Here is a 12,179-nt window from a genome sequence, read left to right as displayed (position 1 = left end):
CTTGCGCGTATGTCGGACGTTCCGTCACGGCGCAGGCCGCGCAAGCGGCCGTTTGAAAACAGAAAGTAGAAAACACATGGCCACTGGCACTGTGAAATGGTTCAACGCTGAAAAGGGCTTCGGCTTCATCGCTCCCGATGACGGCACGGACGACCTTTTCGCCCACTACTCGGCAATCACCGGCTCCGGTTTCAAGGAGCTCCGTGAGAACCAGAAGGTCGAATTCGACGCTGAGCGTGGCCCCAAGGGCATGCAGGCTGCGAACATCCGCGCTCTCTGAGCGCGAGCAGACTTCCTGAAGCCGGTCGGATCCTCACGGATCCGGCCGGCTTTCTGCATGCCCGGGGGTCTCGGTTGGGCATGACCGGAACGCACCCCGCGCGGCTCCGGCGTCCGTGCGGGGTCAGTTCCGCATCCGGACGCCGGTGCGGGGTCAGTTCCGCATCCGAACGCCGGTGCGGGGTCAGTTCCGCATCCGAATCGGGCCCGGGGGATGCGTTTTTGACCCCCACGCGCGGAATGGATCAGGCCCCGGATACCGCACGACGTCCTGACCCGAGATGAGGCTTGCCTAACTTTCTGTTAGATTAGGCCAGGCTTACCAAAGCCCTGGCGCCCCTCCGCGCCGCACCCCCTCAACCCAACCCGAAGGGAATGCCTGTGCGCACCTCTCGTCTTCTCGCCGCCGGTGTCGCCGCCGCCCTCGCCCTCGGCCTCACGGCCTGCGCGACGTCGTCGAGCGACTCGAACTCCGATTCCGCCGGCGGAAACCCCGCTGACGACAGCGCCTTCCCCGTAACGATCGAGCACGTCTACGGCGAGACGACGATCGAGGAGAAGCCCGAGCGCGTCGCGACGGTCGCCTGGGCGAACCACGAGGTGCCGCTGGCTCTCGGCATCGTGCCGGTCGGCATGAGCAAGGCGAGCTGGGGCGACGACGACGACAACGGCATCCTGCCCTGGGTCGAAGAGAAGCTCGACGAGCTCGGTGGCGAGGAGCCCGTGCTGTTCGACGAGGCCGACGGCATCGACTACGAGGCCGTCGCCGACACCCAGCCCGACGTGATCCTCGCCTCGTACTCCGGCCTGACGCAGGAGGAGTACGACACCCTCTCGAAGATCGCTCCGGTCGTCGCATACCCCGAGGTCGCGTGGGGCACCCCGGTCGACGAGATGATCGAGATGAACTCGAAGGCGCTCGGTCTCGAGGCCGAGGGCGAGGCCCTGATCGAAGACCTGCACGCCGACGCCGAGGCCGCTCTCGAGGAGAACAGCGCCATCAAGGACAAGAAGGTCCTGTTCGCCTACATCGACCCGAGCGACCTGAGCCAGGTGGGCTACTACACCGCGATCGACACGCGCCCCGGGTACCTGCACGACGACCTGGGCCTTCCGCTGCCGTCCGTCGTCGAGGAGAACGCCGACAGCGACCAGTTCTACCTGACCGTGAGCTCTGAGGAGGCCGACAGGTTCGCCGACGTCGACGTCTTCGTGACCTACGGAGACGACTCGCTCATCGCGACCCTGCAGGCAGACCCGCTGCTGTCGAAGATCCCGGCCATCGCCGAGGGCCGCATCGCGATCCTCCCGGATGCCACTCCGATCGCCGCGTCGGCGAACCCGTCGCCGCTGTCCATCCCGTGGGGTCTCTCCGACTACCTCGGCCTGCTGGCGGCACCGCTCGCCGCGAAGTGACCTTCTGCGTCACCCTCGCGCACTGAATTCCCGTGACCGCTGTCACCATGCCCATGCCGGGCGCCGCAGATCTGCGGCGTCCGGCATGGGCGCGCTCGCTCTGGCTGCTCGTCGGCCTCGGAGTGCTGCTCGTGCTCTGCATCCTGTCGATCTGCTTCGGTGTGCGCGCCGTGAGCATCGACGACATCTTCGCCGCGCTCAGCGGGCAGGACGACACGCTCGCCCAGGCCGCGATCATCAAGCGCCTTCCGCGCACCGTGCTCGCGATCCTCGTCGGTGCGGCTCTCGCCCTCTCCGGCGCGACGATGCAGGCGGTCACCCGCAACCCGATCGCCGATCCCGGCATCCTCGGCGTCTCGAACGGCGCCTCGCTCGCCGTGGTCATCGGACTCGCATTCATCGGCCTCACCGACGCCTACAGCCAGATGGCCCTCGCGATCATCGGCGCCGCCGTGGCCGCCACCTTCGTCTACACGGTCGGCTCGCTCGGCCGCGGCGGCGCCACACCTCTCAAGCTCGCCCTCGCGGGTGCGGCCACGTCGGCCGCCTTCGCGTCGCTGATCAGCGCCATCATGCTGCCCCGCGTCGACCTGCTGCAGGCTTTCCAGTCGTGGCAGATCGGCGGCGTCGGCGGTGCTGAGTGGCCGCGCATCGCGATCACGGCACCGGTGCTCGCACTCGGAGCGCTGATCTGCGTCATCAGCGCCCGCGGCATGAACTCCCTCGCCCTCGGCGATGACATGGCCAAGGGGCTCGGCGAGCACGTGTTCCGCACGCGCCTCATGTCGGCACTCGGCGCCGTGATCCTCGCCGGTGCGGCCACCGCCATCGCAGGGCCGATCGGCTTCGTCGGTCTCGTCATTCCGCACGTGTGCCGGATGCTGATCGGCACCGACCACCGCTGGCTGCTGCCGTTCTCGGCCGTGGCCGGAGCGGCGCTGCTGCTCGCGAGCGACATCGTCGGCCGCGTGATCTCGCCGACGTCGGAGGAGATCCAGGTCGGCATCATCACCGCCATCATCGGCGCCCCGTTCTTCATCTGGATCGTCCGCCGTCAGAAGGTGCGTGAGCTGTGAGCACCATCGACCGCGCTGCCGCCCAGACTCCTGCGGCGTCCGAGCGCACCGGCGACTCCGTCGCGGCGATCATCGCCGGCCGTCGTTCGCGCCACCGCCGTCACGCCGTCGCCACGATCGTGCTCGGCGCGATGCTCGTGGTGCTGTTCACCGTCGCCCTGATGATCGGCAACACGTTCTATCCGCTCGACGAGGTGATCCGTGTGATCCTCGGCGAGACGGTTCCCGGTGCCTCGTTCACGGTCGGCGAACTGCGCCTGCCCCGTGCGGTGCTCGCGATCCTCGCCGGGTTCGCTTTCGGCATCGCGGGCGTCTCGTTCCAGACGCTGCTGCGCAATCCGCTCGCCTCGCCCGACATCATCGGCATCTCGAACGGCGCCGGCGCCGCAGCCGTGTTCGGCATCATCGTGCTGTCGCTCAGCGGTCCGGTCGTCTCGGTGCTCGCGCTGGGCGGCGCGATCGTCACGGCAGGAGCCATCTACCTGCTGTCGATCAAGAACGGGTTCGCGGGCACTCGCCTGATCCTGATCGGCATCGGCATCGCGGCGATGCTGCAGAGCATCATCTCGTACATGCTGTCGAGGGCGGCGAACTGGGACATCCAGACCGCGATGCAGTGGCTCACCGGCAGCCTCAACAACGCCTCGTGGGAGCGCGTGATGCCTCTCGCGATCGCTGCGGCCGTGCTGATGCCGCTGCTGCTCTCGCAGGGTCGGGCACTCGGCGCGATGCAGCTCGGCGACGACTCGGCATCCGGTCTCGGCGTGCGGGTCAACACCACCCGCCTGCTGTTCATCCTGGGCGCCGTGGCACTGCTCGCCTTCGCGACCGCGGCGTGCGGCCCCATCGCCTTCGTCGCGTTCATGGCCGGTCCGATCGCCGCCCGCATCACCGGCCCCGGCGCGAACCTGCTGCTTCCGAGCGCGTTCGTGGGTGCCGTGCTCGTGCTCGGCGGCGACCTCATCGGCCAGTTCGCGTTCGGCGAGCGCTACCCGGTCGGCGTGATCACCGGTGTGCTCGGTGCTCCGTACCTCATCTTCCTGCTCATCCGCACCAACCGCTCGGGAGGCTCCCTGTGACCGAGTCGCACACCCTGACGGCCGAGTCCGTCACCCTCGCCTACGGCGACCGCACGATCATCGACGGCCTCGACCTCGCTATCGCCCCGGGCAAGATCACGACGATCGTCGGCGCGAACGGATGCGGCAAGTCGACGCTGCTGCGCTCGCTCGCGCGCCTGCTGTCGCCGACCGCCGGTCAGATCGTGCTCGACGGCAAGTCGGTGCATGCGCGCCCCACCAAGGAGGTCGCGCGCATCCTCGGCCTGCTGCCGCAGTCTCCGGTCGCGCCCGAAGGCATCGCCGTCGCCGACCTGGTCGGTCGCGGGCGGCATCCGCACCAGAAGATGCTGGCGCGCTGGAGCGCCCACGACTACGAGATCGTGGCGGATGCCCTCGAGGCGACCGGCACCACCGACCTCGCCGACCGCAGCGTCGACGAGCTCTCGGGTGGCCAGCGTCAGCGCGTGTGGATCGCGATGGCGCTCGCGCAGGAGACCGACATCCTGCTGCTCGACGAGCCGACCACGTTCCTCGACGTCGCGCACCAGGTCGAGGTGCTCGACCTGCTCACCGACCTGAGCGTCTCGCGCGGCACCACGATCGTCATGGTGCTGCACGACCTCAACCTGGCCGCCCGCTATGCCGACGAGCTCGTCGCGATGAAGGAGGGCAGGGTGCACGCCACCGGCGCTCCGCAGGACGTCGTGACCGCACAGCTCGTCGAAGAGGTCTTCGGCCTCGCGAACCAGATCACCATCGACCCGGTCTCGGGAAAGCCGATGGTCACCCCGATCGGAAGGCATCATGTCCGCTGAGACGACGACCGAACGCCCCACCTACGTGCTCGCCCGCGCCGAGGTGCGCGCGGTCGAACGGGTGTCGCCGAACTTCGTGCGCGCCACCTTCGGCGGCGACGATCTGGTCGAGTTCGGCACGCCGGGCGACACCTTCGACTCTCGGATCAAGATCGTGTTCCCACCGGCATCCGGCATGCTTCCCGATCTCGACCGCGAGACCGACGACTGGTGGGGCTCGTTCCTCGCCGTTCCCGAGGAGGAACGCGGGTCCATGCGCACCTATTCGGTGCGCGACCTGCGGGTGACGGATGCCGGCACCGAGCTCGATGTCGATTTCGTGCTGCACCTGGCCCCGGGGCTCACGGGCCCCGCGTCGAGGTGGGCGGATGCGGCCGCCGTCGGCAAGGAGCTCTTCATCGTCGGACCGCGTCGAGGGGTCGCAGCGGCGGCCCACGGCGGAGCCGAATACGAACCGGGCACCGCCGCATCGGTCCTTCTCGCCGGTGACGAGACCGCGGCTCCCGCGATAGCCCGCATCCTCGAGGACGCCCCGAGCGGCCTCCGAGGCTGTGCCTTCATCGAGGTGCCGTCGCCCGCCGACGTCCTGCGCATCGACGCTCCCGCGGGAGTCGAGGTGCACTGGCTGCCCCGCGATGCGGGCGAGCCTCACGGCGTGCGTCTCATCCCCGCCGTGCTCGAGTACCTCGGCGATGCGGATGCCGCCGACGAGATCGACGTGACGGACATCGAGTCCGAGGACCTGCTCTGGGAGACGCCCGACTACTCGGGTCTCGGCGAGGAGATCGCCGCGGCGGATGCCCCCGCCGAGCGCTACTTCTGGATCGCCGGTGAGAGCGGCGTCGTCACGACGCTGCGCCGGCACCTCGTCAAGGATCTCGGCGTCGATCGCTCGCAGGTCGCCTTCATGGGCTACTGGCGTCGGGGCGTCGCCATGCGCGGCTGAGGAGTCTTTTCCCGGCGCAGATCACCCCGCGCCGACGCTCCTCAGGACGCGCTCCACGTGCGCGGACACCCATTCCGCGTCGAACGGCCTGCTGCGCAGCAGCCAGCGGTGGAAGATCGGCCCGACGAACAGCTCCGCGATGTCCTCAGGATCCCGCGCGCCTGACTGCCGCAGCCGGGCGGAGATCCCAGTCAGCTGCGGCTCGAGCAACAGCTCGCGGAACTGGGCGGCGAGCTCGTCGTCGGATTGCAGGTCGGCGGTGACGGCTCTCAGCAACCGCTCCTGGGTCGGGTCGGTCAGCTCGTCGATCATGCCGGTCGCCAACGCGGTGAGGTCGCCAGTCAGATCGCCCGAGTTCGGCACAGTGACTCTGCCGTGCTCATCGAGGCTGCGGGCCAGGAGCGCATCGAAGAGGATCTCACCCGTCGACGACCAAGACCGGTAGAGGGTCTGTTTGCTCACCTGCGCTCGCGCTGCGATCCCTTCCATCGTGATCGCTCCCACCGCGCGCTCGCCTGCCAGGGACAGCGCAGCCGCGTGCACCTTGGTGCGGGTTCGTTCACGGGCCATGCTGACCACGATACCTGAGCAAACGAGACGGTGCGTCCAGTTCGCAGTACGATCTCGGCATGACCTCACCGCAGACATGGATGATCACCGGCGGCAATCGAGGACTGGGGCGAGCCCTCACCCTCGCCGCCTTCGACGCCGGACACAGGGTGGTGGCGACCGTCAGAGGTGACCACACGCTGCCCGACCACGAGCGGCTGACCGTGATGCAGCTCGACGTGCGTGACCGCGCGGCGGCACACGAAGCCGTAGAGCACGCTGCCGGGGTGCTCGGCAGCATCGACGTGCTCGTGAATAACGCCGGCTACGGCGTGATCGGGGCCGTCGAAGAGGCGTCCGAGGAGGATGCCCGCGCGATCGTCGACACGAATCTGCTCGGCCCCCTGTGGCTGAGCCAAGCCGTCATCCCGATCATGCGCAGTCAGGGCAGCGGCCACATCGTGCAGATCTCGACGGTGGGAGCCGCCGGGACGATGCCGATGCTCGGCCTCTACAACTCCACCAAATGGGGCCTCGAAGCATTCAGCGAGGCGATGGCGGCGGAGGTCGAACGATTCGGCATCCGCGTCTCCCTGATCGAGCCGGGCGCGCTCGACACCGAGTGGGCGGGCTCGAGCATGCGGTTCAGCTCGCCACTGGATGCCTACGACGAGCAGCGAATCGAGCTGTTCGGCACCGCTGAGGTGCCCTGGCCTGCGGGCGAGTCGGGAACCGGCACGACACCGGAGGATGCCGCGGCGGCGATCCTCGCCCGAGTCGCTGCAGTGGACGACCCTCGCCTTCGCGTGCTCGTCGGCGACGACGCGCCAGCCCAGGTCGCAGCGGCTCTCGATCTGCGCCAGAAGGACTACGCGCTCGATCCGCGCTTCCCGACCGCTTGATGCGCTGCCGCAGGCGCGCGAAACAACCGACCTGGCCGAGCCTCTCGGTCAGCTAGTCGACGAAGACGTTCTCCGAGACGCGGGTCATGTCCTCGGGCGCGGGTGCTCCGTCGGGCCGGAGCTCGAAGGTGTGGCCGACCCCGCTCATCCGAATCGGCAGTCCGCCGCAGCTGAGGATCCAGTCGGGTCCGGCATCGCCGTCTTCCGTGACGGCTGCCAGGCAGGCCGGTGATTCCGTGCCCTGCGCGACCCAGAGCGACACGCCCTCGTACTCTCCGATGAAGCGACTCGTCGAGGTGTCGACTGACTCGTAGGCATCGGCCTCGAGCGGTGGCAGTTCATCTTCGGCCGCCCGGTCGGTCTCGAGAACCGACAGGGAGGAAGACGAGAAGCTGCACCCCGTCATGGTCGTGGCCACGAGGAGAGCGAACACGCAAGCGACGAGCGATGAACGATGGCGCATCGCCCCATCCTGTCGCATGCTGAGTGCGGGCGCGAGAGCTACGCGCTCGCGATCGGCTCGAGCGTTTACGCGCTCTCGCGCACCACGAGCTCGGTGTCGAGGATGACGGAGCGGGGGGATGCTCCGGCGATGACCTCGAGCAGCACGGCGACCATCTTCGCACTGATCTGATCCCAGGGCTGACGCATGGTCGTGATCGGCGGCTCGTGGGTCGCGGCGAGGCCCGAGTCGTCGAACCCGGCGATCGCGATGTCCTCGGGCACGCGGCGTCCGCCTCGGCGGGCGGCGGCGATCGCGCCCGCGGCCATCCGGTCGGATGCGGCGAAGACCGCGTCGACGTCGTGCTCGAGCATCCGGGTCATGGCCGCCTGCCCTGACTCGAACGAGTAGTCGCCCACCTCGACCAGGGTCTCGTCGAACAGCTCGCCGAGCTCTTCGCGGAAGCCCACCAGGCGGTAGCGACCGCCGGGGGTGTCGTCGGGACCCGTGATCATGCCGATGCGGCGGTGGCCCTGCGCCACGAGGTGCGCGGCCATCGTGCGGGCCGAGGCGACCTCGTCGACCGAGATCGTCGAGAGCTCGCGCTCGTGACCGAGCGGCAGGCCGCAGCAGACGGTCGGGATGCCGACCTCGATCAGCTGATCGAGCAGCGGGTCGGACTCATGCGACGAGATCAGCATGACGCCGTCGACGTGACCGGCGCTGAGGAACTGAGCGACGCTCTCGCGCTCGGCGGGAGTGCCGGCCACCAGCAGCACGAGTGTCATCGCCCGCTGGGCCAGCGCTTCGGCGGCGCCGCGCAGCAGCAGCGCGAAGGTCGGGTCGTCGAACAGCAGCTGCTGCGGTTCGGTGAGAAGGAAGGCGAGCGAACCGGCGCGGCCCGTCGCGAGACTGCGCGCATGATGGTTGGCGGTGTAGCCGGTGGCGAGGATCGCCTCTTCGACGGCCAGTCTGGCATCGGGGGAGACCCAGTGCCCGCCGTTGATCACGCGCGAGACCGTGCTGCGGGACACCCCCGCCTGCGCCGCGATCTGGCGGATCGTCGGCTTGCGCTTCGCGCTGACATCACTCATCGCCTGTGACTCTACCCACAGCATCCCGTCCAGCGGTAGTCCGAACTGGGACCGGTCTCAGTTCGGTAACGGCGGTTGTGATCGGTGATGGATCTGGGGTAGAACTGAGACCGGTCCCAGTCAGTCCCCTGAGTCAGACTGAGACCGGTCCCAGTCGAATGAGCGACAGCACGCCGGGACCGCACCACGACCGCACCGACCCGATGGAGTGCCGATGACCTCCCCCCACGCCTGGCCCGATCTGGGTGGAATCGCCTATGGCGGCGACTACAACCCCGAGCAGTGGTCGCCCGAGACGTGGCGCGAAGACGTCATCCTGATGCGCGATGCCGGGGTCAACCTGGTCAGCGTAGGCATCTTCTCGTGGGCGCTCATCGAGGTCGCCGAGGGCGAGTTCGACTTCGCCTGGCTCGACGAGCTGCTCGACCTGCTGCACGAGAACGGCATCAAGGTCGACCTCGGCACCCCCACGGCATCCCCGCCGGCGTGGTTCTTCGCGAACCACCCCGACGCTCACGTGATCGACCGCGAGGGTCGCACGATGGGCTTCGGCTCCCGCGGCATGGCCTCGCACTCATCGCCGGCCTACCGCGAGGCGATCGTGCGGATCGCGGATGCTCTCGCGGCGCGCTATGCGCAGCATCCGGCCGTCGTGCTCTGGCACGTGCACAACGAGTACGGCGTTCCGGTCGGCGAGGACTACTCGCCCGACGCGGTCGCCGCCTTCAGGCTCTGGCTCCAGGAGAAGTACGGGTCGCTCGACGCGCTGAACAGCGCGTGGGGCACCGCCTTCTGGGGTCAGCACTACTCGGCATGGGAGCACGTCGGTGCCCCGGCCATCGCCCCGAGCGTCGTGAACCCCGCACAGCGCCTCGACTTCGCGCGCTTCACGGATCACCAGCTGCGCGCGTGCTTCATCGCCGAGCGCGACGCGATCCGCGCGCACGCCACGCAGCCGGTCACGACGAACTTCATGGCGAACCAGAGCTGGACCACCGACCTGTGGGCGTGGGGTCGCGAGGTCGACATCGTCTCGGACGACCACTACCTGTGGGCCGCCGACGAGGACGCGCACATCGGGCTGGCGATCGCCGCCGACCTCAGCCGCTCGGTCGGCGGCGGCAAGCCGTGGATCCTGATGGAGCACTCGACCTCGGCCGTCAACTGGCAGCCCCGCAACATCGCCAAGCGTCGCGGCGAGATGAAGCGCAACTCCTTCACGCACCTCGGACGCGGGGCCGACGGCATCCTGTTCTTCCAGTGGCGCGCAGGGCGTTCGGGCGCCGAGAAGTTCCACTCCGCGATGCTGCCGCACGCCGGCACCGAGTCGCGGGTCTTCCGCGAGGTCGTCGATCTCGGTGCCGCGCTCGGCCGCCTCGACGAGGTGCAGGGCTCCACGGTGACGGCCGACGTCGCGATCCTCTGGGACTTCGAGTCGTTCTGGGCACAGGACCTCGAGTGGCGACCCTCCGAAGACGTCACGCACGCCGCCCAGGTGCGCCGCTTCTACGAGCAGCTCTGGCGAGACGGCATCACGGTCGACTTCGCCCTGCCCGGGCAGGACCTCTCGGGCTACCGCCTGGTCGTCGCCCCCGCGCAGTACATGCTGAGCACCGCGGATGCGGCGAACCTCACCTCGTACGTCGAGGAGGGCGGCACGCTGCTCGTGTCGTTCTTCTCGGCCATCGTCGACGAGAACGACGCCGTGCATGCGGGAGGCTTCGTCGCCCCGCTGCGCGAGGCGCTCGGCCTCACGGTCGAGGAGTTCCTGCCACTGCGCGAGGGTGAGACCCACGGTCTCGACTGGGTCGACCACGAGGGCATCGTCGCCGACGTCTGGCAGGAGGACATCGCGCTCGAAGGAGCCGAGGTCGTCGCCAACTTCTCGGGCGGCCCCGGCGAGGGCGAACCCGCCATCACGCGCCACCGCCACGGCGCGGGCACCGGCTGGTACGTCGGCACGCGTCTGGATGCCGCGGGCATGCGCGCACTCCTGCACGAGGTCTACGCCGATGCCGACGTCACACCGTCGGGTGTCGCCGAAGGCCTCGAGGTCATCACCCGTCACGGCGCAGACGCGGTCTACCGCATCGCCGTGAACCACCGTGATGACGACGTCGAGCTCGAGGCCGCAGGCGTCGAGCTCCTCACCGGTGCCGAGATCTCGGGCGCCGTGACCATCGCGGCGGGCGGCGTCGCCGTCATCCGCACCTCCCACTGACAGCACGACCCGCACCACCCGCATCACCCTGCACCACCCCTCACCCGGTCGCGATGACGCGCAGCGCATCGTCGGCCACGACAGATAGGAAAACGCATGCGCAAGCACATCGGAGTCGGCGCACTCGCTCTGGCCGCGGCCGTGGTCCTCGCGGGCTGCTCCGCCGGCGCACCTGAAGGCGGCGACGACGCCGCATCCGGCGACGGAGCTGAACTCGTCATCTGGACGGATGCGGAGCGCGAAGCCGCGATCACCGCCGCCGCCGAGGCCTTCGAAGAGGAGACCGGAGCCACGGTCACCCTCGTGCAGAAGAACTTCGAAGACCTCCGCAACGACTTCATCGCGCAGGTCCCGACCGGTGAGGGCCCCGACATCACCGTCGGCGCCCACGACTGGCTGGGCGCGCTGGTCGCGGCCGGTGTCGTCGACACGATCGACCTCGGCGACAAGGCGTCGGAGTTCGAGCAGGTCGCCCTCGACGCCATGACGTACGACGGTCAGCTGTATGCGATGCCCTACTCGCTCGAGACCATCGCCCTCGTGCAGAACGTCGACCTCGTCGGCGCGGAGGCGCCGGCCACCTGGGACGACATGATCGCCAAGGGCGTCGCGGCAGGCACCGAGCGTCCGTTCGTCATCAACACCGGCGGCGAGACCGGCGACGGTTACACGATGTACGGACTGCAGACCTCGTTCGGGGCCCCCGTCTTCGTGCAGGACGACACCGGCTCGTACACCAGCGAGGTCGGCATGGGCGGAGCGCCCGGTGAGGCGTTCGCCAGCTGGCTGGGCGCCAACGGCTCGAACGGCACCGGCTACATCTCGACCACGATCGACTACGACATCAACAACGAGCTGTTCGCGTCGGGCAAGGCGCCGTACACGATCCAGGGCCCGTGGGCCATCAGCGCATTCGAGGGCATCGACGTCGCCGTGAACCCGATCCCCTCGGCGGGTGGCGAGGCCGCTGCCCCGTTCGTCGGCGTGCAGGGCTTCTACCTCTCGAGCAAGAGCAAGAACGCCCTTCTCGCCCAGGAGTTCCTGGTGAACTACCTCGGCACCGAAGACGCGCAGCGTGCGCTCTACGAGGCCGACCCCCGCATCCCCGCGTGGTCGACTCTCGCCGAGGAGGTCTCGTCCGACCCGATCACGGCCGGATTCGTGGCATCGGCGCAGTCCGGCGTCCCGATGCCGTCGATCCCCGAGATGGGATCGGTCTGGGATCTGTGGAACGCCGCGCAGGCGCAGATCATCAACGGCGCCGACCCCGTGTCGACCTGGAACACCATGGTCGCCGACCTCGAGACGACTCTCGCCGGTTGACCCCGCCGGACGGGGAGGGGCCCGAAACCCTCCCCGTCTCGCGATCCTCAGACAG

The 12,179-nt window shown here is 68.9% G+C and carries 12 protein-coding genes; 9 read left to right on the top strand and 3 right to left on the bottom strand.

Annotation, left to right across the window (positions count from 1 at the left end; genetic code table 11):
• Window positions 1-76: 76 nt before the first annotated feature.
• From QMA07_RS08560 to QMA07_RS08535, 6 genes are all read left to right on the top strand, one after another.
• Window positions 77-280 (top strand): cold-shock protein, encoded by a 204-nt coding sequence (locus tag QMA07_RS08560; protein ID WP_042538190.1) that lies wholly within the window; start codon window positions 77-79, stop codon window positions 278-280.
• A gap of 380 nt (window positions 281-660) precedes the next feature.
• Entirely contained in the window at window positions 661-1,695 is a 1,035-nt protein-coding gene (locus QMA07_RS08555) for an iron-siderophore ABC transporter substrate-binding protein (protein ID WP_290161150.1), read from the top strand.
• A gap of 53 nt (window positions 1,696-1,748) precedes the next feature.
• On the top strand, window positions 1,749-2,771 hold the full coding sequence (locus tag QMA07_RS08550) for an iron ABC transporter permease (RefSeq protein WP_290161180.1): 1,023 nt from the start codon (window positions 1,749-1,751) through the stop codon (window positions 2,769-2,771).
• Window positions 2,772-2,776: 5 nt separating this feature from the next.
• Complete coding sequence (locus tag QMA07_RS08545) at window positions 2,777-3,850, top strand: iron chelate uptake ABC transporter family permease subunit (RefSeq protein ID WP_290161179.1); 1,074 nt, start codon at window positions 2,777-2,779, stop codon at window positions 3,848-3,850.
• Window positions 3,847-4,647 (top strand): ABC transporter ATP-binding protein, encoded by an 801-nt coding sequence (locus tag QMA07_RS08540; RefSeq protein ID WP_290161149.1) that lies wholly within the window; start codon window positions 3,847-3,849, stop codon window positions 4,645-4,647. Before QMA07_RS08545 ends, QMA07_RS08540 begins: the two co-directional genes overlap by 4 nt.
• Window positions 4,637-5,593: a siderophore-interacting protein gene (locus QMA07_RS08535; RefSeq protein ID WP_290161148.1), complete on the top strand. Its 957-nt coding sequence runs from the start codon at window positions 4,637-4,639 to the stop codon at window positions 5,591-5,593. Before QMA07_RS08540 ends, QMA07_RS08535 begins: the two co-directional genes overlap by 11 nt.
• Window positions 5,594-5,614: 21 nt before the next feature.
• On the opposite strand, the gene QMA07_RS08530 is transcribed toward QMA07_RS08535, so the two are convergent.
• Window positions 5,615-6,163 (bottom strand): TetR/AcrR family transcriptional regulator, encoded by a 549-nt coding sequence (locus tag QMA07_RS08530; protein ID WP_290161147.1) that lies wholly within the window; start codon window positions 6,161-6,163, stop codon window positions 5,615-5,617.
• Window positions 6,164-6,222: 59 nt separating this feature from the next.
• Here QMA07_RS08530 and QMA07_RS08525 point away from each other — a divergent pair, with 59 nt between their 5' ends.
• Entirely contained in the window at window positions 6,223-7,044 is an 822-nt protein-coding gene (locus QMA07_RS08525; protein ID WP_290161146.1) for an SDR family NAD(P)-dependent oxidoreductase, read from the top strand.
• A 52-nt stretch (window positions 7,045-7,096) separates the two neighbouring features.
• Here QMA07_RS08525 and QMA07_RS08520 read toward each other — a convergent pair whose 3' ends face one another.
• Together QMA07_RS08520 and QMA07_RS08515 are read right to left on the bottom strand one after the other, a co-directional pair.
• Window positions 7,097-7,507, bottom strand: coding sequence for a hypothetical protein (locus tag QMA07_RS08520; RefSeq protein WP_290161145.1), 411 nt, complete (start codon window positions 7,505-7,507; stop codon window positions 7,097-7,099).
• A 65-nt stretch (window positions 7,508-7,572) separates the two neighbouring features.
• Window positions 7,573-8,580, bottom strand: coding sequence for a LacI family DNA-binding transcriptional regulator (locus QMA07_RS08515; protein ID WP_290161144.1), 1,008 nt, complete (start codon window positions 8,578-8,580; stop codon window positions 7,573-7,575).
• Between the two features lie 214 nt (window positions 8,581-8,794).
• On the opposite strand from QMA07_RS08515, the gene QMA07_RS08510 reads away from it, so the two are divergent.
• Both QMA07_RS08510 and QMA07_RS08505 read left to right on the top strand, forming a co-directional pair.
• Complete coding sequence (locus tag QMA07_RS08510; protein WP_290161143.1) at window positions 8,795-10,801, top strand: beta-galactosidase; 2,007 nt, start codon at window positions 8,795-8,797, stop codon at window positions 10,799-10,801.
• A gap of 96 nt (window positions 10,802-10,897) precedes the next feature.
• A complete protein-coding gene (locus tag QMA07_RS08505; RefSeq protein WP_290161142.1) occupies window positions 10,898-12,124 on the top strand; it encodes an extracellular solute-binding protein in 1,227 nt (408 codons plus the stop codon).
• Window positions 12,125-12,179: the final 55 nt, after the last annotated feature.

It is taken from the genome of Microbacterium sp. APC 3901, assembly GCF_030407765.1.
Lineage (GTDB): Bacteria > Actinomycetota > Actinomycetes > Actinomycetales > Microbacteriaceae > Microbacterium.
Note: the sequence above shows the minus strand (reverse complement) of the source record. Positions and strands in the feature narration are given on the sequence as shown.